Annotated in this window: 20 protein-coding genes; 9 read left to right on the top strand and 11 right to left on the bottom strand. The window is 74.5% G+C overall.

The window, feature by feature from the left end; genetic code table 11:
- Positions 1-46: 46 nt before the first annotated feature.
- From ACFZP7_RS04850 to ACFZP7_RS04840, 3 genes are read right to left on the bottom strand one after another with little or no spacing between them, the layout of a single operon-like run.
- Positions 47-955, bottom strand: coding sequence for a phosphotriesterase (locus tag ACFZP7_RS04850; protein ID WP_385633934.1), 909 nt, complete (start codon positions 953-955; stop codon positions 47-49).
- Positions 952-1539, bottom strand: a complete 588-nt coding sequence (locus tag ACFZP7_RS04845) for a DUF4865 family protein (RefSeq protein WP_385633933.1) — start codon at positions 1537-1539, stop codon at positions 952-954. Before ACFZP7_RS04845 ends, ACFZP7_RS04850 begins: the two co-directional genes overlap by 4 nt.
- A gap of 30 nt (positions 1540-1569) precedes the next feature.
- Positions 1570-2142 (bottom strand): TetR/AcrR family transcriptional regulator, encoded by a 573-nt coding sequence (locus tag ACFZP7_RS04840; protein ID WP_185931269.1) that lies wholly within the window; start codon positions 2140-2142, stop codon positions 1570-1572.
- A 182-nt stretch (positions 2143-2324) separates the two neighbouring features.
- Between ACFZP7_RS04840 and ACFZP7_RS04835 the strand changes: the two genes are divergently transcribed.
- Positions 2325-2597, top strand: a complete 273-nt coding sequence (locus ACFZP7_RS04835; RefSeq protein ID WP_031018624.1) for an SHOCT domain-containing protein — start codon at positions 2325-2327, stop codon at positions 2595-2597.
- Positions 2598-2915: 318 nt separating this feature from the next.
- Here the strand turns inward: ACFZP7_RS04835 and ACFZP7_RS04830 are convergent, their stop codons facing one another.
- The gene (locus ACFZP7_RS04830) at positions 2916-3467 is read right to left on the bottom strand and encodes an ATP-binding protein (RefSeq protein ID WP_385633932.1); all 552 of its coding nucleotides are present in this window, start codon (positions 3465-3467) and stop codon (positions 2916-2918) included.
- A 183-nt stretch (positions 3468-3650) separates the two neighbouring features.
- Complete coding sequence (locus ACFZP7_RS04825) at positions 3651-3974, bottom strand: hypothetical protein (RefSeq protein WP_019327122.1); 324 nt, start codon at positions 3972-3974, stop codon at positions 3651-3653.
- Between the two features lie 355 nt (positions 3975-4329).
- Between ACFZP7_RS04825 and ACFZP7_RS04820 the strand changes: the two genes are divergently transcribed.
- Entirely contained in the window at positions 4330-5457 is a 1128-nt protein-coding gene (locus tag ACFZP7_RS04820) for a PLP-dependent cysteine synthase family protein (RefSeq protein ID WP_030979087.1), read from the top strand.
- A gap of 46 nt (positions 5458-5503) precedes the next feature.
- Here ACFZP7_RS04820 and ACFZP7_RS04815 read toward each other — a convergent pair whose 3' ends face one another.
- Positions 5504-6331 carry a DeoR/GlpR family DNA-binding transcription regulator gene (locus ACFZP7_RS04815; RefSeq protein WP_031018619.1) on the bottom strand — a complete coding sequence of 276 codons (828 nt, stop codon included), beginning with the start codon at positions 6329-6331 and terminating at the stop codon, positions 5504-5506.
- 287 nt (positions 6332-6618) lie between these two features.
- On the opposite strand from ACFZP7_RS04815, the gene ACFZP7_RS04810 reads away from it, so the two are divergent.
- On the top strand, positions 6619-9075 hold the full coding sequence (locus tag ACFZP7_RS04810; protein WP_385633931.1) for a hypothetical protein: 2457 nt from the start codon (positions 6619-6621) through the stop codon (positions 9073-9075).
- Positions 9076-9165: 90 nt separating this feature from the next.
- Here ACFZP7_RS04810 and ACFZP7_RS04805 read toward each other — a convergent pair whose 3' ends face one another.
- The 4 genes from ACFZP7_RS04805 to ACFZP7_RS04790 form a co-directional block, all read right to left on the bottom strand.
- Positions 9166-11604, bottom strand: coding sequence for a right-handed parallel beta-helix repeat-containing protein (locus tag ACFZP7_RS04805; protein WP_185930595.1), 2439 nt, complete (start codon positions 11602-11604; stop codon positions 9166-9168).
- A 108-nt stretch (positions 11605-11712) separates the two neighbouring features.
- Complete coding sequence (locus ACFZP7_RS04800) at positions 11713-12318, bottom strand: hypothetical protein (RefSeq protein WP_019327127.1); 606 nt, start codon at positions 12316-12318, stop codon at positions 11713-11715.
- 138 nt (positions 12319-12456) lie between these two features.
- Positions 12457-13284 (bottom strand): MOSC domain-containing protein, encoded by an 828-nt coding sequence (locus ACFZP7_RS04795; RefSeq protein ID WP_127445646.1) that lies wholly within the window; start codon positions 13282-13284, stop codon positions 12457-12459.
- A 42-nt stretch (positions 13285-13326) separates the two neighbouring features.
- Positions 13327-13770 (bottom strand): DUF6643 family protein, encoded by a 444-nt coding sequence (locus ACFZP7_RS04790; RefSeq protein ID WP_019327129.1) that lies wholly within the window; start codon positions 13768-13770, stop codon positions 13327-13329.
- Positions 13771-14063: 293 nt separating this feature from the next.
- On the opposite strand from ACFZP7_RS04790, the gene ACFZP7_RS04785 reads away from it, so the two are divergent.
- Positions 14064-15383, top strand: a complete 1320-nt coding sequence (locus ACFZP7_RS04785) for a TerD family protein (RefSeq protein WP_385638338.1) — start codon at positions 14064-14066, stop codon at positions 15381-15383.
- Between the two features lie 40 nt (positions 15384-15423).
- Here ACFZP7_RS04785 and ACFZP7_RS04780 read toward each other — a convergent pair whose 3' ends face one another.
- Positions 15424-16671: a glycosyltransferase gene (locus tag ACFZP7_RS04780; RefSeq protein WP_031020641.1), complete on the bottom strand. Its 1248-nt coding sequence runs from the start codon at positions 16669-16671 to the stop codon at positions 15424-15426.
- Positions 16672-16710: 39 nt separating this feature from the next.
- Between ACFZP7_RS04780 and ACFZP7_RS04775 the strand changes: the two genes are divergently transcribed.
- The 5 genes from ACFZP7_RS04775 to ACFZP7_RS04755 all read left to right on the top strand — a co-directional run bounded on the left by ACFZP7_RS04775 (position 16711) and on the right by ACFZP7_RS04755 (position 21249).
- A complete protein-coding gene (locus tag ACFZP7_RS04775) occupies positions 16711-17496 on the top strand; it encodes a glutamate racemase (protein WP_385633930.1) in 786 nt (261 codons plus the stop codon).
- A 77-nt stretch (positions 17497-17573) separates the two neighbouring features.
- Positions 17574-18116 (top strand): hypothetical protein, encoded by a 543-nt coding sequence (locus ACFZP7_RS04770; protein ID WP_019327133.1) that lies wholly within the window; start codon positions 17574-17576, stop codon positions 18114-18116.
- Positions 18117-18232: 116 nt separating this feature from the next.
- On the top strand, positions 18233-19846 hold the full coding sequence (lnt, locus tag ACFZP7_RS04765; RefSeq protein ID WP_385633929.1) for an apolipoprotein N-acyltransferase: 1614 nt from the start codon (positions 18233-18235) through the stop codon (positions 19844-19846).
- Positions 19847-19914: 68 nt separating this feature from the next.
- Positions 19915-20394, top strand: a complete 480-nt coding sequence (locus tag ACFZP7_RS04760; RefSeq protein WP_046248224.1) for an NUDIX domain-containing protein — start codon at positions 19915-19917, stop codon at positions 20392-20394.
- Between the two features lie 54 nt (positions 20395-20448).
- Complete coding sequence (locus ACFZP7_RS04755) at positions 20449-21249, top strand: 3-hydroxybutyrate dehydrogenase (protein WP_019327136.1); 801 nt, start codon at positions 20449-20451, stop codon at positions 21247-21249.
- Positions 21250-21342: the final 93 nt, after the last annotated feature.

Below are 21342 nucleotides of genomic sequence, written 5' to 3'. Positions count from 1 at the left end.
GGGTCTCCCGTCGGGGAAGTCGTGTCCTGTGGCGTGTGGCCGGCCGTCAGCGCCAGTCCGCGGCGAACGCCCGCGCGGGGTTGTCGACCAGCACGCGCCGCACCGCTTCCTCTCCCACGGCGAGCGCGAGCCGGGGCGCCACCCGGCGCAGCAGGTGGGGCATCCCCGGCCCGCCGTCGACCGACCGGGCGGCGACCGTCGTCGTGTCACCGCCGAGCAGCACCTGGTCGCCGTGACCGGCCTCGACGAGGTCCCGTACCGCGTCGGGCATCCGCCAGTCGGTGGCGTGATGGGCCCGCGAGGGTCCGTCGAAGGCCAGGTAGCACCCTGAGGCGGCGGCCTGCCGGTGTGCCACCGGGTCGGGCAGGCGATTGAGGTGGCCGAGTATCACGCGGTGCGGCGGCACGCCGAACTCGCCGCACAGCAGGTCCAGTACGTCCGGCGCGCCGGTGCCCAGCTCCAGGTGCACCGCTACGGGTGCCCCCGTCGCGTGGTGCGCCTCGGCCGCCGCCGACATCACCCACCGCGCGTGCGCGTCGAGCCCGTGGAAGCCGCCGGCCACTTTGATCAGCCCGGCGCGCACGCCCGACGTGCCGATGCCCTCGGTCAGTTCGGCGACGAACACCTCCGCCGCCCGGCCCCGCAGCGCGGCGAGCACGTCCTCGGCGTAGTGCACGTCCTGGTGCAGCCCGGTCGCGGCCACCAGACGCACCCCCGTCTCCCGGGACAGCGGCGGCAGGTCGGCGGCCCGCCGGCCCAGTCCGTACGGCGTCCACTGCACCACCGCGCCCCCGCCGTGCGCCCGGAAGGCGGAGAGTTCCGCGCGGGCCGCGCCCACGCTGTTCAGTTCCTCGCCGGGCAGCCGGGGACTGGCGAAGAACACGTGGTCGTGGGCGTCACACACGCCCAGCTCGCCCGGGTCCACGTCCCCGAGCACCGTGCGGACCGCGCTCACCACTGGCGTCCCCGCGGCAGCCGGTCGCGCCCCGGCGCGGACAGGTGCAGTACCTCGAAGACGTCGCCCTCGGCCCCGTCGGGCGCCTCGTGCGCGTGCAGGGAGAAGTGGACCAGCTCCCAGCGGGCGGTGTCCACGGCCGCCGCCGCGAGCAGCGTCCCGGCCTCGCCCGCCAGCCGGCCGGTCTCCCGGACGGCCCGTGCGGCGGTCTCCGCCAGCGGCACCCCCTCGGGCACCGGCCGCCGCCGCCTCACCGCCCAGCGCGCGGGCGAGCGGGCGGCGTCACCCTCCTCGTACGCCAGTCCCGTCCACTGCCGCACCGAGGGTCTGCCGAAGTCGTCGGTGGGCCGCTGGAAGGCGCCTTCCCAGAGGAAGGAGTTCATGCCCTCCACGGTGTCCCACAGGTAGAAGGGCGCGTACTGGTCGACCGGCGAGCCGTGGACTCCCCGCTCGCGCAGCAGATACGCCTTGAGCCCGAGTCCGGGCCAGCCGTCCAGCAGGTGCCCGGTGCGGGCCACCCGCTCCCGGACACGGCCCGTCCCGTAGCCGGCGGGCAGGGTGAACGCGTACTGCATGGCGTGCATGGAAGTCTCCTCGGGCGGGTGCGAAGTCCCCTAGCGGGTACGGTCCTCCGGCGGCGCCAGCAGGGCGAGCAGGCCCCGGACGGCCGCGTCGAAGGCGGTGGGGGAGCCGGACGCGCGGGCGAGGACATAGCCTCCCTGGACGGTCGCGACGACGGCCGCGGCGATCTCCCCGCCGTCCAGCGAGGGCGCGAACTCGCCGCGCTCCTTGCCCTCCTCGACGATCTGGGCGAGCCGCGCGCGCAGCCAGTCCAGCGTCTCGTCCACGGGCGCGCGCAGGGCGTCGTCGGCGATCACGTCCGGGTCCATCGTCAGACGCCCGACCGGGCAGCCGCGCAGCACGTCGCGCTCCCGCCGCAGATACGCCTCGACGCGCTCGTACGGCGTGCCCGGACCGCTCAGCACGCCCTCGGCCGTGGCCCGCATCTCCTGGGCGGTCCGGCGGATGGCGGCCAGCGCGAGGTCGGGCTTGCCCTTGAAGTGGTGGTACATGCTGCCCTGCCCGGCGCCCGAGCGCTCCAGGATCGCCTTGGGGCTGGTGCCCACGTAACCGCGCTCCCACAGCAGCTCGCGGGTGGACTCGATCAGTCGCTCCGGCGTGCTCATGAAGCCACTGTACATACTAGTAGTTACAGAAGTCGACCGGTGCGGGGAGCATCGCTGGGGGGCCGGTGTACTCCCCGCGTCGTATCCGCACTGCCACCGCTCGTGCGACGCCCCGGGCCCCCTTCGGCGCGACCCTCGGAGGCGAGACGAGGACGTCACGACCCACCGAGGAGTTGGACGACATGCAGACACTGGCACACTTCGGCGACGGCGGGCCCGGCCCCTGGATCCTGCTCTTCCCCCTCATCTGGGCCCTGGTGATCGCCGGCGGCGTCACGCTGCTGCGCCGCGCCGGCCGTCGCGGCCCCGGCCGGCGCGGCGCCCCGGACGACTCGCCGATCACCGTGCTCGGCCACCGCTTCGCCTCCGGGGAGATCGACGAGGACGAGTACTGGCGCCGGCTGTCGGTGCTGGACGAGCGGTTCGGCCGCACGGGCAAGGGCCGTGCGGCATGACCACGACGACCGCCGCCCCGGCCGCCGCCGCATCGTCGGCGCGGTGACGGAGGAGGGCGGCGCGGTGAGGGGGAGGGCGGCGCGGTGACGGGGGAGCGCGGCGGGGACGCCGGGCACCCGCGGAGCGCCCCGGCGCCCTGCCGGCGGGCGGGCACGCCCCCACGCCGTCCCGGCACCGCCCGGGTGCCGGGACGGCGCCGGGCGGTCATGGTGCGCGCCACGCGGGCGCCGACGGTGTGGGTGTGACGGACCGACCGGGACGCCGGCGGCGGCCGGCCGGGAGCCGCCGGCCCGCGGTGACGAAGGGTCACCGCCCGGTCAGCCGGGAACGGCGGACCGGGCGGGAGCGGGTTGGGGACGGCCGAGGTCGACCGCGTGCTCGACCTCGGTGAACGCGGCGGCCGGCACCTCCTCGACCAGACGCCGGGGCGGACGCGCGGAGGCCGGCGGCGCCGTGAGCGGGGCGGCCGGGACGGCGGCCGTCGGGAGCGTGAACCAGACGACCTTGCCGGCATCACCGTCCGGCCGCGCGCCCCAGCTCTCGCTCATCGCGGCCACCATGGAGAGCCCGCGCCCGCATGTCGCCAGCGGATCGGCGTCGTCCACGACGGGCAGTCGCGGATCGCGGTCGCGCACGGACACGGTGAGCCGGTCGAGGAGCAGCTCTATCTCCACGGTGCACGTCTTGTCGGGACGGGCATGCAGGTGCACGTTGGTCAACAACTCCGTCACGCCGAGCGCTGCCCGGTCGATCAGGGAATCCATATGCCAGTAGCGCAATTGCGCAGATACGATTCTGCGGACCTGGCCGATCCGCGACGGCAGGGCTTGAAGCTCCACCGTGCAGTGTCTGCTTGGGTGACTGATCACGGCTGCGACTCCCCGACTAGAGGTCCGGAAGAACACGGAGTTCGGATCCAGCAGGGCGCACGCGGCGCGCCGCCGCCTGCTGTCGTGGCCGGCGGGCTGGTTCGCAGCGTTATCGCCGGTAAACCCAGAGTGACGTGAGACCAGCGTGACGCAAGGGGTGAGGCACCGCAACTTACGGACATCTCAAGCGCGTCGCCCCGCGGCCCTGCGCACCGCCTCGATGAAACGCCCGGCCGCGGGCGGCCCCGGCTCACCGGGCGCGGGGTCCCGCTCGCCGAGCGTGAGCAGGTACCGCTTGCCGTTGAGGTCGGCGAGGGCGCGGTCGTGCGGGGCGAACCAGGGCCGGGAGGCGCGCACCGCCTGCACCGGGGCGCTGTCGATCTCGCTGCCGTAGCTGGTGAGCAACTCCACCCTGCCGCCGCTGATCCGGACCGTCCCGGCCCGGGTGAGCGAACGCAGCCGCTTGCCGATCCGCACGCCCGTGGCCCTGAACTCCGGCTCCGCCATGCCGTCGCCCCCTCGTGCCCGTCGGTTGCCGGACCGTACGCCTCGCCGGGCCGGTACCGGCTCGTCTCGTCCTCTCCAGTGTGTGCCCGCGGTCACGGGACCCTCCCGGGCCCCGTCCCGCCCGCTGGCAGTCTGCCCGCACCGCGCGGCGAGCACCAGTGCGCGCCGCCTCTTTCCGAGGGCGGCCGGAGCACTCGCGCGAATGCGCCCCCACCGGCCGCCCCGATACGCCCCAGCGGCGCCTTTGAGGCTCCCAAAGGTGTGTTTATGCAGGTGAGAAGCGTGTTGAAGGTGCTTATGATCGAGGCGTCGGCCGCGCGACGCGCCGTCGGCGCGCAGCGTAAGGAGCCCCGTCGTGAGCACCACCCCCCAGCAGTCCCGCACCGGCGCCACCCTCGACGTCGACCACAGCGACCCCGCCTACCGGACCTGGCTGAAAGAAGCCGTCCGCAAGGTCCAGGCCGACAACAACCGCTCGGCCGACACCCACCTGCTCCTGTTCCCGTTGCCCGAGCGGTGGGGCATCGACCTCTACCTGAAGGACGAGTCCACCCACCCCACCGGCAGCCTCAAGCACCGGCTCGCCCGCTCGCTCTTCCTCTACGGCCTGTGCAACGGCTGGATCCGGCCGGACCGCCCCGTGATCGAGGCGTCCAGCGGCTCCACCGCCGTCTCCGAGGCGTACTTCGCGAAGCTGATCGGCGTGCCCTTCGTCGCCGTCATGCCCCGCACGACCAGCGCCGAGAAGATCCGCCTGATCGAATTCCACGGCGGGCGCTGCCACTTCGTGGACGACTCCCGCCGGATGTACGAGGAGTCCGCACGCCTCGCGGCCGAGACCGGCGGCCACTACATGGACCAGTTCACCTACGCCGAACGCGCCACGGACTGGCGCGGGAACAACAACATCGCCGAGTCGATCTTCCGCCAGCTCCGCCTGGAGCGGTTCCCCGAGCCGGCGTGGATCGTCGCCACGGCCGGGACCGGCGGCACCTCGGCGACCCTGGCGCGTTACGTGCACTACATGCAGTACGACACCCGCGTCTGTGTCGCCGACCCGGAGAACTCGTGCTTCTTCGACGGCTGGACCACCGGCGACCCGGACGTCACCTGCGACTGCGGCTCCCGGATCGAGGGCATCGGCCGGCCCCGCATGGAACCGAGCTTCGTGCCCGGAGCGATCGACCGCATGATGAAGGTGCCGGACGCGGCGAGCGTCGCCGCCGTCCGGGCGCTGGAGCGGGCCATCGGCCGCAAGGCGGGCGGCTCCACGGGCACCGGGCTGTGGAGCGCGTTGAAGATCGTCGCCGAGATGGTGGCGGAGGGACGGCGGGGCAGTGTGGTGACGCTGCTGTGCGACCCGGGGGACCGGTACCTCGACAAGTACTACTCGGACACCTGGCTCGCCGAGCAGGGCCTGGACATCGGGCCGTACACGGCGGCGATCGAGTCCCTGCTGCGCACGGGCGCCTGGCCCGGCTGACCGGCGTCCGGCCGGCGCGTCGCGGGAGCCGGTGGGCGGCTCGGAGTCACTCGGCCGCGGCCGTGTCCGGCTCGCCCGCCACCACCAGGCCCACGTGCTCCGCGATCTCCGCCCGGGCCTCCACCGGCAGGCCGGAATCGGTCACCAGCGTGTCCACCTGCTCCAGCGCCGCGAACGAACTCAGGCCCACGACACCCCACTTGGTGTGGTCCGCGACCACCACGACACGCCGTGCCGACTGCACCAGACGCCGGTTGGTCTCCGCCTCCGCCAGATTCGGTGTGGACAGTCCGGCCTCGGCCGATATCCCGTGCACGCCGAGGAACAGCACGTCGAAGTGGAGCGTCGCGATCGCCTGGTCGGCGACCGGGCCGACCAGGGAGTCCGACGGTGTGCGCACCCCGCCCGTGAGGACCACCGTGGCCGCCCCCTGCCGGGCCCCCGAGGCGCGCTGCGCCAGGTGGAACACGTCGGCCACGCGCACCGAGTTGGTGACCACCGTCAGCTCCGGCACGTCCACCAGGCGGTGCGCCAGCGCGTACGTCGTCGTGCCGCCCGACAGCGCGATCGCCGCGCCCGGCGCCACCAGCTCCGCGGCGGCCCGCGCGATGTCCTCCTTGGCGGTCGGCTCCAGGCCGGACTTGGCCTCGAACCCCGGCTCGTGCGTGGACGCCTCGACCACCGGGACCGCTCCGCCGTGCACCTTCTCCAGCACGCCCTGCCGGGCCAGCGCGTCGAGGTCGCGGCGGACCGTCATGTCCGACACGCCGAGCTTGCGGGTCAGCTCGTTGACCCGGACCCCGCCCCTGCGACGCACCTCGTCGAGGATCAGGGCGCGGCGCTGCTCCGCGAGGAGGTTCGAATTCTCACTCACGTACGCTCCGGTCCTTTCGCCGCGACACCGTCCGACACGCCCGGCGCACCCGTCCCGACGGGGGACTCTCCAGGCTCCGGTGCGCGGACGTCCCATCCTCGCACGCCCGGCCACGGCCCGCGCCACCGCCCGCCCGCCGCGCACATGTCACGCCCGTCCCGCCCCGGCGTCACCCGTCCCACAGTTCGGGGAGATTCCGTGCCGAGGGGTGTGCGGCGCCCGCCGAACAGAGATCCTTGTGCCCGCACGTACACAGCCGACGGCACGTCACCGGGGGAGCAGGGACAGTGGAACAGGCGCAGCAGCGGACAGGGGCGGGCGGGCAGGACGCTCCCGCGCCGCGTGACGGGGAGGACGGGAGAAGCGGCACCGCTCTCGAACTCCTCGTCCACGGAGTGGGCGGCACGACGCCCGCCGAGATGCTCGACGACCCGCGGACCGTGCGGGTCACCGGCGACCACATCGCGGCCGTCTTCCGTCGCGCCGAGGACGCGGACGCCGAGTCCCGGCCCGAGGACTACCGGGGCCGGCCGGTGCCCGAGGCCTACGTCTGGTGCAACCTCACCTCGGGCAACGGCACCCGCGCCCTGTGGCTGCTGCTCCTTCCGTTCATGGTGGTCAACCTCGCCCACTGGATGCGGCCCAGCGCACGCGGCCGGACGCGGACCGTCCGCCTCTACGGGCTGCTGGTGCGGCTCGCGGGGCTGACCCTGACGGTGCTGCTGGTCGCCGGGGCCTGCGAGGTCGCGCTCGACCTGGTGGCCTGGCAGTGCGCGGGGACCCGCGCGTGCGCCGAGCGGCACTCCTGGCTGGGGTTCCTGTCGCCGGTGATGTCGGACGGCGGCTGGTGGAGCACGCCCGGGCGCAGGCTGGCCCTCGCCGCCGCGGTGCCCGCCGCGCTCGCCGGCCTGCTGTGGTACCTGTCGCTGCGCACCTGGCGGGCGTACGAGTCCCAGCAGCCCATGGACCGCGAGGACGGTCCCGGAGACGGCCAGGAGGCCGCGCCGGCAGACGGCCACGGGGTCGCGCCGGAGGAAGGCCGAGGGACCGCGCCGGGGGAGGACCCGGCCCATACGGCGCTGGGCCGGCCCGGGTTCTGGTACGGGCGCCGGCTCGTGGCCCGGCTGCGCGCCGCGCACACCGCCGCCGCCCTCCTCACGGTCGCCGCCGCGGTCGGCGCCCCCGCGGCCCGCTTCGACCGCCGCCCGGGCGGACCCGCGCTGCTCGACACGCTGGGCTGGCTCCTGATGGCGGCGCTGGCCGCCGGGGCGGTCGTCGTGGTCGCGGTGGTCTGCCGCCGCGGCCGCAGCGAGCGGCACCTCGACCGGGAACTCGACCGGCGCCTGGTGCGACACCTGCCGCTGGCCGCCCTGGCCCTGTTCGTCCTCGCCCTCCTGTACGGCGGCTGGTCACGCCCGGGCTGGTCGTCGGCCGGGCGGCTGCCCGGGGACATGACCTTCGGCGGCATCGTCCTGGTCCAGGGCCTGCTGGTCGTCGCGCTCGCCGTGGTCGCCCACCTGCTCCACCGCAGCCGCCCCGACGCCCGTGCCGCCATCCGCGGCCTCGGCGGGCCGGCCGTCGCCATGCTGGCCTGCGCGCTGGGCGGCGTGATGTCCGGCGGTGTCGCCCAGCGCGTCTCGGACTGGCTGGACGGCACCGGCACCTCCATCGACGGCCCTCCGGTCCTGCTGACCTGGCAGGCGTCCGTCATCCCGCCGCTGCTCGTCGTCGTCCTGCTGCTCTGCGCCGCGCTGGCCCGGCACACCTGGCGCCTGGCCCGCGCCGAACGGGACGACATCGAGAGCGACCACCCGGGCGAGGCCGGCGACCCGGGCCGCACCCGGCGCATCGCGCTCACCCGCGCCCTGGCCACCCTCACCGACCGCGCGCCCCTCCTGGTCGCCATCGTCTCCGCCACCACCCTGCTGCTGGGGGCCGGGGCCCTGGTGGGTGCCCTCACGACCGACCGGGCGCCCGCAGACGCGGCGCGGGGGACCTACGCCGTGCTCCACGGCGCCGCCGAGACCGCGCAGGCGTTGGGGTCCTGGCTCATCGGCCTCGGTTTCATACTGTTCGTCACCTGGGGCAGGCGCGCCTACAAGGACGCCTCCGCACGGCGCACCATCGGCATCCTGTGGGACGTCGGCACCTTCTGGCCGCGCGCCGCCCACCCCTTCGCACCGCCCTGCTACGCGGAGCGCGCGGTGCCCGACCTCACCTGGCGGATGGCCACCTGGACCCGGGCGACCGGCGGGCGGCTGGTCATCTCCGGGCATTCGCAGGGCAGCGTCCTCGCCGCCTCGGCCGCCTGGCAACTGGAGCCGTCCGCCCGCAAACGGGTCGCGCTGCTCACCTACGGCTCCCCGCTGGAGCGCCTGTACGGCCGCTGGTTCCCGGCCCACTTCGGGCCCGCCGCGCTCGGCTCCCTGCACGAGGAGGTGGACTGCTGGCGCAACCTGTACCGGACCACCGACCCGATCGGCGGCCCGATGCGCCTGCCCGGCGACCCCGGGCCGGACGTGGACCGCGCGCCCCTCAAGGACCCGTTGACCTACGGCCGTACGGAACTCCATCCGCTGCCCGCGCCGATCCTCGGCCACTCCGACTACCAGGCCGACCCGGCCTTCGCCGAGGAACGCCGGCGGCTGCTGGCGCGGCTGCGCCCGGACGTACCGGGTCCCCGCCAGACCGGCCGCGCCCCTTCCGTCCCGGCGGCGGACGGCGGGACGACGGGCAACTGCTAGGGGACGGCGGGCGCGGGCCGGGCCCGTCCGGCGGCACGGGCCCGGGCCGCCACCGCCTCCTCCGCCGCCCGGCGTCGCGGCCGGGCGGTGCTACGGCAGCTCCGGCAGGTCCTCGGCGTAGAGCAGGGTCAGGTCGTCCGTGCTCGGGTCGGTCAGCTGGGCGACCCGGCCGGCGTGCCGTTCCACCATCGCCTCGAAGGTCTGGCGGGCGGTACGGCCGTTGCCGAAGGCCGGCCCCTTCGGGATCTCCGTGAAGTACTTCGTCAGCGCCTCGGCCGTGCCCGGCGCCAGCCGGTACTCGTGCTCGTCGGCCTGCTGCTCCACGATCCGCAGCAACTCCCCGGGGCCGTAGTCGCCGAAGGTGATGGTCCGCGAGAAACGGGACGCCACGCCCGGATTGACGGACAGGAAGCGCTCCATCTCCGCCGTGTAGCCGGCGACGATCACCACGACCGAGTCCCGCTGGTCCTCCATCAGCTTCACCAGCGTGTCGATGGCCTCCTTGCCGAAGTCCCGGCCGGCGTCCTCGGGGGAGAGGGCGTACGCCTCGTCGATGAACAGCACGCCGCCGTGCGCCCGCTGGAAGGCCTCCTGGGTGCGGATCGCCGTGGAGCCGATGTGCTCACCGACCAGGTCGACGCGCGACACCTCGACGAGATGTCCCTTCTCCAGCACCCCGAGGGAGGCGAGGATCTCGCCGTAGAGCCGGGCGACCGTCGTCTTGCCGGTGCCGGGGGAGCCCGTGAACACCAGGTGGCGCTTGACCGAGGCGGCCTTCAGACCCGCCTGCTGCCGGCGCCGGCCCACCTCGATCATGTCGGTCAGGGCCCGCACCTCGCGCTTGACGCTGTCCAGGCCGACGAGGGCGTCCAGTTCGCCCAGCACGGCCTTCGAGTCCCGCGCCGGCCCGGGCGGTTCGGTACCGGTGATCAAGGGTTCCTGCTCGGTGCTGCGCTGCCCGGGGATCGAACCCAGCAGGCCGGGGGACCGGCTCACCGTCTGCACGGCCGGCTCCGGCACGGCGGGCGCCGTGGGACCGCCGCTCTCGTCGCTGGTGCAGTCCTCGACGAGCGGACCGGAGTCACGGCCCGCCTCCGCGCCGCCGTCCGCGAACTCGTACCCGCCCCGCGCGCACCGCTCGGTACGGCACTTCCTGAGCGTCGTACGGCAGCCGTCGATCACATGGAAGCCGTACCCTGCGCTGCCGGTCACGCGGCAGTTCAGGAAACTGCCGCGGCCCCCCGCCGACACGTAGACGCCCGCCTCCGAGGGGGAGTCGACCGTGCAGCGCTCGATGGTGGGGTCGGCGCCCTTGGTGACGATCACACCGGTGCGGTTCCCGTCCAGGGTGCAGTTGTTGAGGGTGCCGCCGCTGCCGTGGTCGCGGAACCAGGCGCCCGTGGCGGCGTCGCTGATGCGGCAGTCGTCGAGCTGCGCGGTGGCTCCGTCGCTCACCGACACCGCGGTGTTGCGCACCTGGGACAGATCGCTGTCCACGACGTCCGCGCGCGAGCCGCGGTCCAGCACGAACAGCGCGTCCGGCACGTCGTGCACCCGGCAGGAGTCGAGGACGGCGGTCGCGCCGTCGCTCACCCAGACCGCCGGGTAGTCACCGGTGCTGTCGAAGATCTCGCACTGGTTGGCGTCCACGCGGGTGCCGGGGTCCCACACCGACAGGCCGTTGCGCCCGAACTGCCGCACGCTGGTGCGGGTCAGGGTGAGGACGGAGCGGGAGCGCAGGTCGACCGCGTTCTCCGGGACGTCGTGGATGCGGCAGTCGGCGAGGGTGAGGACGGCGTCCGTGTCCAGGGTGACGCCGTCGCCGGTGGTGCGGTGCACATCGCAGTCGGTCAGGTGCGCCGTGGCCCGGCCGGTCACCTGCACCCCGCTGCCCCGCACCTCGTACACCTCGCAGCCCACGGCCTCCAACGCCGACCCCTCGCCCGTCACCGTCAGGCCCGAACCCGCGGCGTGGTGCACCCGGCAGCGGTCCAGCCGGGGATGGGCGCCGGAGCGCACCGTGACGCCCGCCTGTCCGGCCGAGACGACCTCGCACTCCTCGAACACGCCGCCCCCGCCGTCCACGACGGCGACTCCGGCACCGGCCGGATTGTCCACCACGCAGCGCCGCACCGTGGGCCGCGCGCCACCGCGCACCTCTATCCCGGAGGCGGAACGCGCGACCACCCTGAGTCCCAGCAGCTCCGGCGTGCCGTCCTCGACGAGCACCGCGGGGGCCGCCGCGTCCTGACCCTCCACGTGCAGGTCCTGGATCACCGCCGAGGCGCGCACGGTCAGCGGGACGCCGTCCACGGGGGCGATCCGCACCGAACCCTGTGCGCCCTCGGGCCCGCGCAGGGTCACCGCCCGGTGCACGACGAGGTTCTCCCGGTAGGTCCCGGGGGCGACGGTGAGGACGTCACCGTCGGCCGCGGCCTCCAGGGCGGCGGCGAGCGATGCGTACTCCCCCGTGCGGCGCCGCCACCGCGAGGTGCCGGTGTGCGTCACCTGGACCGTGCCCTGTGCCATGGCGTTGCTGTGCCCCCACCTCGTCGTACGCGGGTCTTCGCCGATTCGGTTCGGCCGGTCCACCGTAGCGTGCGCGCAGGCGGTGAGTTGACCGGAGGCGGAAGCACGTCAACTGTCCGCGCCGGTCCTGCCCCAGTCCGGGCCGGCCCGCCCCCACTCCCGGTCCAGGCGCGCGTACCGGTGGTGGACCATGCGCCGGACGGTGATCCGCCGGGCGGCCTCCACCAGGGCCGCGGCCAGTGCCGCGGCGCCGATCCCGGCGAGCACCGCGTGCGTGGTCGCCGTCTCGGCGTCCAGCGGACGGGCCACGGTCCGGCCCTCGTCGTCGGTCCATATCGCGAAGCGGTCGCCGGGGGCCGGGTCGTCGAGGCTCGCCATGAGGGCCGCCTCGTGCCGGGACCCGTCCGGTGCGGTCCAGTCGGCCAGCACCCGGCTGCGCAGATCGCCGCCGGAGGCGCCCTCGGGGTCGACGGTCAACGGCGCGCGCTCCAGCGGGCGCACGACGGTGGCCGTCACCCGGTGCCGTGACGCGTGCTGCTCGCGTACCGAACGCTGCAGCGTGTCCTGGGCCGAGCCGCCCGCGAGCGCGCCGACCAGCGGAGCCACGGTCAGGATCATCAGCAGACCGACGAGCGCCACCCACGCCTCGGCCAGGTCCGTCGGACGGCACAGCGGATTGTGCCGCCAGCGCCAGAGTCCAGCGATCGCCCGCACGATCCGCGCCCCCTTCCCGCTCCCCGCCGGGTTTCTCTCACGAACCTCTCACACAGGCCCAACGCGCGGGCCGCGGACCGGGTTCCCCCCTCCGGACGGGTGACCGGAACCGGTCGCCGGGCGTCCGTGGGCCATCCGTCAGCCGGAGATCCGCACCGGGTCGCCCACCCGGATCGTGCCCCGGCCCTCGGGGACCAGGTTCTGCCCGAAGACCAGCTTGCCGTCGGAGCGGCGGTGGAGGCCGAGGCTGTGCAGGGGCTCCCTGCCCCGGTCCGCGGTGAACTGGTCGGTGGTCGTCACCACGCAGCGCCCGCACGGCTTGGCGACCCGGAAGGCCACCTCGCCCACGGTGACGCGGGACCAGCCGTCCTCGTCCCAGGGCTCGGTGCCGGAGACCACCACGTTCGGCCGGAACCGGTTCATGGGCAGCGGGCCCTCGTCCGCGTGCTCGCCCCGCGCGATCAGGGTGTTGAGGGCGTCGAGGGAGGCCGTGGTGGTGAGCAGCAGCGGGAAACCGTCGGCGAAGGTGACGGTCTCGCCCGGCAGCGCGTACTCCGGGTCCACGGGCCGGCGGGTGGCGGGATCGTCGAGGTGCACCAGCCGGACGTCCTCCTCGAGGAATTCGCTGCACCAGGCGTGCGCCGCCTCGTCCTCGGCGGGGACCACCTCGACCTTGTCCCGGAAGAGCTGCGCCACCACGGTGGCCCCCGCACGCGGGACCGGCACCGCGAGCGGCTCCCGGCCGGGTGCGGACAGCCGGACGCCGCCGCCGGGCAGCAGCTCGGCGGCGGCCAGGGCGATGCGCGGCTGCCTGCGTTGTGTGACGACCTTTCCCCCGTCGTCGATCAGCATCCAGCGGCGGTCTCCGGCCAGCCCCCAGGGCTCCACGACGGCCTCCCGGAGCGACAGGCTCCGGGACGCCTTGACCGGATGGACGTGAATCGACTGCAGTCGCGCGTTCCCCATGGGGTCATCGTGCCAGGCGGCACCGACAACCCCGGACGCGACTCAGTAACCGCGGTACTGCTGCTGGTGATACGGGTCCTGGTACGGCGCCGGGGCCGGCCGGGGAGCCGCGGGGCGCATCGCCTCGTAGCCCGCGGGGCCGGGCGCCGCCGGGCGGTGCGGCTGCGGCTGCTGCGGCCCGGGGTAACCACGCGGAGCGGTCGCCTGCTGCGGGATGTAGGCGGCGGGCGCCTGCTGCAGCGGGGCGGGCTGGGGAGCCTGCTGCTGCGGGTAGCCGTAGGAGGGCTGCGAGGGGCCGGCCGGGAGGGCGGGCAGGGAGGAAGGCAGGGCGGGCAGGTGGCTGCCGGGCGCGTCGTACGCGGCGGGGACCCGGATCGGGGCGATCTGCGGGGTGCCCCGCTCGGCCACGAGCGAGTCGTAGATCGGGGTGTCCGGGAAGGAGGCGGAGTAATAGCCGCCGCCATAAGTGGAGCGGGGGGAGGTCATGGCACATAAGTTAAGCCCACGATGTGCTGGTTGGGGAGACCGATAAGAGGGTTGTTTTCCGTGTCCGCGGTGACCGGGCATCCCCAATGCGAGCGAATTCGGCGAAAAGGGGCGACACGCCGCGCGATCTTGGGGTAAAGGGCGAGTTCCGGGCGGGTTACCGGCGGTTGTCCCGACCTCCGCCCGTACCTCTCGTGAGGACGTGCGACCGGGGAATAGGTTGGGCGCGGAGAACTTGGCGACCGCCGGGACGCGACCCGGCTCGGTGACACGCGATGGGGGCGGACATGTCAATGTCGAAAGGCTCGAACACCCCGGTGCCCACGACGGCGCTCCGGGTCGAGCTGGGGTGGCGGACCGGCCCGGGCGTGCCCGACGCGGACGCCTCGGCGCTGCTCCTGGTGGGCGGCAAGGTGCGGTCCGACGCGGACTTCGTCTTCTACAACCAGCCGGCGCACTCCTCCGGCGCCGTCCGCCACGAGGGCAAGCGGGAGAGCGGCGGCCGGGTGACCGACAGCCTGCTCGTCGACCTCACGCGGGTGGAACCCTCGATCGAGACGGTGATCCTCGCCGCCTCCGCCGACGGCGGGAGGTTCGGGCAGGTCCCCGATCTGTACATCGAGGTCCGCGACGCCGCGGCGAACACCGTGGCCGCCCGCTTCGACAACCCGGGCGCGACCGTCGAAACGGCCTTCGTCCTCGGCGAGTTCTACCGACGTCAGGGCGCCTGGAAGTTCCGCGCCGTCGGCCAGGGCTACGACAGCGGCCTGGAGGGCCTGGCCACGGACTACGGCATCTCGGTGGACGAACCGCAGCGCACACCCCCGGCCCCCGCGCCCGCCCCCGTCGCACCCCCGCCCGCCCCGCCGTCGCCCGTGTCGGCTCCCACGGCTCCGCCCGCCCCGCCGGCCCCTCCCGCGGCGAGCCCGGCCGCCGCGCCGCCGCCCCGGTCCGCGACGCCCCCCGCCGAGCCGGTCCGACTGACGAAGGTCACGCTCACCAAGGCGGCCCCCTCCGTCTCGCTGACCAAACAGGGCGGCACCTCCGGCGCCATGCGCGTCAACCTCAACTGGCAGGTGCGCAAGCAGTTCTCCGGCTGGGCGCGCAAACTCGGCCGCCCGGTCGCCCTGCACGACGACCTCGACCTCGACCTGTGCTGCCTGTACGAACTCACCGACGGCAGCAAGGGCGTCGTCCAGGCCCTCGGCAACGCCTTCGGCGCCCTCGACCGGCCGCCCTTCATCCACCTCGACGGCGACGACCGCACCGGCGCCGTGGCCACCGGCGAGAACCTCACGATCAACCTGGACCACAAGCGGTACTTCCGGCGCGTCCTCGTCTTCGTCACCATCTACCAGGGAGCCCGCTCCTTCGCCGACCTGCACGCCACGGTCACCCTGCAGCCGCAGTACGGCGCCCCGATCGACTTCTCGCTCGACGAGTGCACCGTCCCCTCGACGGTGTGCGCCCTCGCCCTCATCACCAGCACCGGCGACGACCTCGTGGTGCGGCGCGAGGCCCGCTACCTGGTGCCGGAGCGCGGGGTGAGCCCGCAGCGGACGGTCGACCACGCCTACGGGTGGGGCATGAACTGGACCCCGGGCCGCAAGTGACGCACCGCGCGCCCGCGCCCGTCCCCGCCCGTCCGGAGGCTCAGCCCTCGTCGGCCACGGCGCCCGGACGGGCGTAGGTCCGGCCCTTCCAGGCCGCGCCCCGCCCCCGGTAGTGCTGCACCGCGGAGTCGACCGTCATCAGCAGATAGAGGAGAGCGGTGAACGGCAGCAGCGGGGCGAGCCACAGCGGCTGCCCGTAGTACCGCAGCATCGGCACGTAGGTGCCCGCCATCACCAGCCAGGCGGCGGCGCCCAGGGACGCCGCCGCCGCGTTCCCCGTCGCCGCGCCCACGGCCGAGGCGGCCGGCGGCACCAGATACACCAGCGCCAGACCGGCCACCGTCCCGGCGAGCACCACCGGGTTGTGCCGCAGCTGCGCGTAGGCGCTGCGCGAGACCATCCGCCACAGGTCGTGCAGCCGCGGATACGGGCGCACGCTGTCCACCCGGTCCGCGAGGCCCAGCCAGACCCTCCCGCCGGTGCCCTTCACCGCCCGGGCGAGCGCCACGTCGTCGATGACGGCGTGCCGGATGGCGTCCGGGATACGGGCCCGCTCGGCGGCCTCCGCGCGCAGCAGCACGCAGCCGCCCGCCGCGGCCGCCGTCCGCGTCGCCTTCCCCGGTCCCCGGCCGCCGCCACCGGTGGACCGGACCCCGCCGATCCACCGGAAGGGATACAGCTGCGCGAAGAAGTAGACGAAGGCCGGGACCACCAGCCGCTCCCACACGCTCTCCACCCGCAGCCGGGCCATCTGCGAGACGACGTCGAATCCGCCGGTGCGGGCCGCCGCCACCAGCCGGCGCAGGCTGTCCGGCGCGTGGGCGATGTCCGCGTCCGTCAGCAGCAGGTACTCGGGCTCCCGCGTGCGGGCCAGCCCGATGCCGTGCCGCACCGCCCAGAGCTTGCCGGTCCAGCCGGCCGGCGGCTCCCCGGGGGAGGCCACGGTGAGCGGCAGCCCCTGCTGCCGCCGCGCCAGCTCGCGGGCCAGTTCCCCCGTCCCGTCGGTGCTGCCGTCGTCGACCAGGAAGACCTCCGCCCGCCCCGGATAGTCCTGGGCCAGCAGCGTCGGCAGACTCGCGGGCAGGACACCCGCCTCGTCGCGCGCCGGGACGACGACGCAGACGGAGGGCCACACGTCCGGTTCCTCCCGGGCCGGCAGCCGGACGTCCGTGCGCCAAAAGAAGCCCCTGGCGAGCAGCAGCCACAGCCAGGCGGCGAACGAGAGGGCGGAAACGACGGTCAGGGCCACGGTCCACGCATCGGCGCTCACATGCGCAGTCTGCCCCACGACCAGGGGCCGCGACGGCGCATCGACTATGGTGGCGGGGTGAAGATCGCGCTCATGGACTCCGGAATCGGTCTGCTGGCGGCCACCGCCGCGGTACGGCGCCTGCGACCGGACGCCGATCTCATCCTCTCCCTGGATCCCGACGGCATGCCCTGGGGGCCGCGCACCCCCGAGGACCTCACCGCACGCGCCCTCGCCGTGGCCGAGGCGGCCGCCGCGCACCGCCCGGACGCCCTGATCGTCGGCTGCAACACCGCCACCGTGCACGCGCTGCCCGCGCTGCGCGCCCGCCTCGAACCCCAGGTGCCGGTCGTCGGCACCGTCCCGGCGATCAAGCCCGCCGCGGCCGGCGGCGGTCCCGTGGCGATCTGGGCGACGCCCGCCACCACCGGCAGTGCCTACCAGCGGAACCTGATCGAGGAGTTCGCCGGGGACACCGAGGTCACCGAGGTGCCGTGCCCGGGGCTCGCCGACGCCGTCGAGCACGCGGACGAGGCGGCGATCGACGCGGCCGTCGCCGCCGCGGCCGCGCTGACGCCCGACGACGTGACAACGGTCGTCCTGGGCTGCACCCATTACGAACTGGTCGCCGAACGCATCCGCGCCGCCGTCCAGCGCCCCGACGGACCGCGCCTGGTGCTGCACGGCTCGGCGGGCGCGGTCGCCGCCCAGGCGCTGCGCCGCATCGGGGTCCGCCCGGACCCCGGCGCCCCGGCCGACGGCACCCTCACCGTGCTGCTGAGCGGACGCGAGGGCACCCTGCCCGCGCCCGCGCTCGCCTACGACGAGGGCCGGCTGCTGCGCTCGGTGACGCCGGCGCGCTGACCGCCGTCCGCCCGGTCGGCCCAGTCACGCTGCGCGACGAGGTACCGGCGCAGCGAAACCTGAGTAACCTCATATCCATGAGGCGTCGCCACGGCGAGAGCATCCCCCCACCGCACGTCTGGACCGGACGTGCCACCAACCGGGTCCAGTGGTTCCTGGCCCTCATCGGCGCCGCCTGCCTGGCGTTCGGCATCGCGCTCGCCGTGGAGTCGGCCTGGGAGTCCGGCGGCGCCCCGCTGGTCATGGCGGTCGTCGGCTGCATCGCCGCGGGACTGCTGGTCCTCTTCGGCACGCTCGCCTTCGTGCACGTCGCCCTCAGGGTCGACGAGGAGTGTCTGGAGGTGCGCTGCGGCCACATCGGTGTGCCCCGCCGCCGCATCCCCCTCTCCCAGGTCGCCGGCGCGGAGTTCGCCCCGCACGTCACCCCGCGGCACTGGGGCGGCTGGGGCTACCGCTGGCGTCCGGAGAAGGGCACCGCGGTCGTCGTGCGCCGTGGTGAGGGGCTGATCCTGCGCCTGTGGGACGGCCACACCTTCACCGTCACGGTGGACGACGCGGAGACGGCCGTCCAGGTCATCAAGGCCCGCCTGCGACCGAGGGCACCCGGCCCGGCCCACTGACCGCGCCGGGGCGGCGCCGGGGCGCACGGGAGCGGTCCGGCACCGGCCGCGCACGGTGCGTCGCCGCCGGGGACCGTGCTGTCGGCCGCATGGTCACCCGCCGTACACTCCGGGGGGTGACAGCCACCGCACCTCCCGTCGGCGAGCCGGACCGGACGCAGCCGCGGAACACGCCCGCCTCGCCCGCCGCCGCGCGGCTCCTGCGCCTCCTTCCCGCAGCCGTCGCCGCGCTCTGCGGAGTGCTGCTCTACGTCAGCTTCCCGCCGCGCACCCTGTGGTGGCTGGCCCTGCCCGCTTTCGCCGGTCTCGGCTGGGCGCTGCGCGGCCGCGGCTGGAAGGCGGGCCTCGGCCTCGGCTACCTCTTCGGCCTCGGCTTCCTGCTGCCCCTGCTGGTGTGGACCGGTGTGGAGGTCGGCCCCGGCCCCTGGCTCGCGCTGGCCGCGATCGAGGCGGTCTTCGTCGCGCTGGTCGGCGCGGGCGTCGCGGTCGTGTCGAGACTGCCCGGGTGGCCCCTGTGGGCGGCGGCGCTGTGGGCCGCCGGGGAGGCCGCGCGCGCTCGGGTGCCGTTCGAGGGCTTCCCTTGGGGCAAGATCGCCTTCGGGCAGGCGGACGGTCTCTTCCTGCCGCTCGCCGCGGTCGGCGGTACCCCGGTCCTCGGCTTCGCGGTCGTCCTGTGCGGCTTCGGCCTCCACGAGGCCGTCCGGGCGGCCCTCCGGTCCCGCCGTACCGGTCGGATCCACCGGAGCGCGGCGGCCGCGGCCCTCCTGAGCGTGGCGGTCCCCGTCCTCGGTGCCCTCGCCGCCCGTCCGCTGGTCAGCGCCGAGGCGGAGGACGGCACCGCCACCGTTGCCGTCATCCAGGGGAACGTGCCGCGCGCGGGCCTGGACTTCAACGCCCAGCGCCGCGCCGTGCTCGACTACCACGCGCGCGAGACGGAGCGCCTGGCCGCCGAGGTGGAGGCGGGGAAGGCGGACCGGCCCGACTTCGTGCTCTGGCCGGAGAACTCCTCGGACATCGACCCCTTCGCCAACGCCGACGCCCGCGCGGTCATCGACCGGGCGGCCAGGGCGATCGGCGCGCCCATCTCGGTGGGCGGCGTCGTGGAACGCGACGGCAGGCTCCTCAACGAGCAGATCCTGTGGGACCCGGACAAGGGTCCCGTCGACACCTACGACAAGCGGCAGATCCAGCCGTTCGGCGAGTACCTGCCGCTGCGCTCGCTGATCGGGGCGATCAACGACGAGTGGACCTCGATGGTCAGCCAGGACTTCAGCCGGGGCACGGAGCCGGGCGTGTTCACCATGGCCGGCACCGAGGTGGGGCTCGTCACCTGCTACGAGGCGGCCTTCGACTGGGCGGTGCGCTCGGAGGTCACCGACGGCGCCCAGCTGATCTCGGTACCCAGCAACAACGCGACCTTCGACCGCAGCGAGATGACGTACCAGCAGCTCGCCATGTCCCGCGTCCGCGCGGTCGAGCACAGCCGTACCGTCACCGTGCCGGTGACCAGCGGCGTCAGTGCGATCATCATGCCGGACGGCAGGATCACCCAGAGGACCGGCATGTTCGTCGCGGACTCGCTGGTCCAGGAGGTGCCCCTGCGCTCCTCGCAGACGCCCGCCACCCGGCTGGGCGTCGCCCCCGAGATCGTCCTGGTGCTGGTCGCCGCCGGAGGGCTCGGCTGGGCCGTCGCCGCCGGTGTGCGCGGTCGGCGCGCCGGTGGCGTGTAGCCGTACGCCCGCCGCACGCCCCGCGACAGCGCCGGGGGCGGTCCGGTCCGCCCGTTAGGGTCGGGCCCATGGCTACTCCCGACTTCATCCGCGACCTGCGCACCACCGCCGGACACCAGCTGCTGTGGCTCCCCGGAGTCACCGCCGTCGTCTTCGACGAGGAGGGCAGAGTGCTGCTGTGCCGGCGCTCGGACAACGGGCGCTGGTCCCTGATCGGCGGCATCCCGGAGCCGGGGGAGCAGCCCGCGGCCTGCGCCGTGCGCGAGGTGGAGGAGGAGACCGCCGTACGGTGCGTCGTCGAGCGGCTGCTCCTCGCCCAGGCGCTCGACCCGGTCACCTACGACAACGGGGACGTCTGCCAGTTCATGGACATCACCTTCCGCTGCCGGGCCGTCGGCGGGGAGGCCAGGGTCAACGACGACGAGTCGCTGGAGGTGGGCTGGTTCGCGGTGGACGCCCTGCCGGACCTCGGGGAGTTCGGACGGTTCCGGATCAAGCAGGCGTTGTCGGATGGCCCCACATGGTTCGACACCACTGGCTGCATCTGAAGTATGGAGCGCGCCCACATGGGGGCGGGGGTGCGGGCTGCCTAGGGTCGGCACATGACCTCGCCCCGTGTCCTTCCGGCTCCCCACGCCTCCTCGCTCGACCTGCGCGGTCGCACCGCCCTCGTCACCGGTGCGGCCGGCGGCATCGGCCGTGCCTGCGCGCGCCGGCTCGCCGCGGCCGGGGCCGAGGTGAGAGCCGTCGACCGGGACGCCGCCGGACTGGACGCGCTCGCCGAGGGCTGCGGCGACCTGGCGGGCGGAGTCACGCCGCACGTGCTGGACCTCACCGACCTGGAGGCCGCCGAGTACGCCGCCGCCGGCACCGACATCCTCGTCAACAACGCGGGACTGCAACTGGTGCGTCCCATCGAGGAGTTCCCGCCGGACGTCTTCCACACCGTGCTCACCGTCATGCTGGAGGCCCCCTTCCGCCTCATCCGCGGAGCCCTCCCGCACATGTACGGGCAGGGCTGGGGCCGCATCGTCAACATCTCCTCCGTGCACGGCCTGCGCGCCTCGGCCTACAAGGCGGCGTACGTGGCCGCCAAGCACGGGCTGGAGGGGCTGTCCAAGACCGCCGCGCTCGAAGGCGCCGCCCACGGCGTCACCTCCAACTGCGTCAACCCCTCCTATGTGCGCACGCCCCTGGTCGAGAAGCAGATCACCGACCAGGCCAGGGCGCACGGCATCCCCGAGGAGCAGGTGCTGACCGACGTACTGCTGCGGGACAGCGCCGTGCGGCGGCTCATCGAACCGGAGGAGGTCGCGGAGGCCGTGGCCTACCTGTGCGGCCCGCAGGCGTCCTTCGTCACCGGCGCGTCGCTGGCCCTGGACGGCGGCTGGACCGCCCACTGACCGGGCGGCGGCCCGCACACCGAAGAGGGCGGCGCCGCCGGCCGGCCCGGGTTTTCCACAGGCCTGCCGGGACGACCGCGCGATGGGGAATCC

The sequence above is a fragment of the Streptomyces sp. SudanB5_2050 genome (assembly GCF_964272335.1).
In the GTDB taxonomy this organism is placed as follows: Bacteria; Actinomycetota; Actinomycetes; order Streptomycetales; family Streptomycetaceae; genus Streptomyces; species Streptomyces rochei.
The sequence above is the reverse complement of the archived record's forward strand: the minus strand, read 5'-3'. Positions and strand labels throughout refer to the sequence as shown.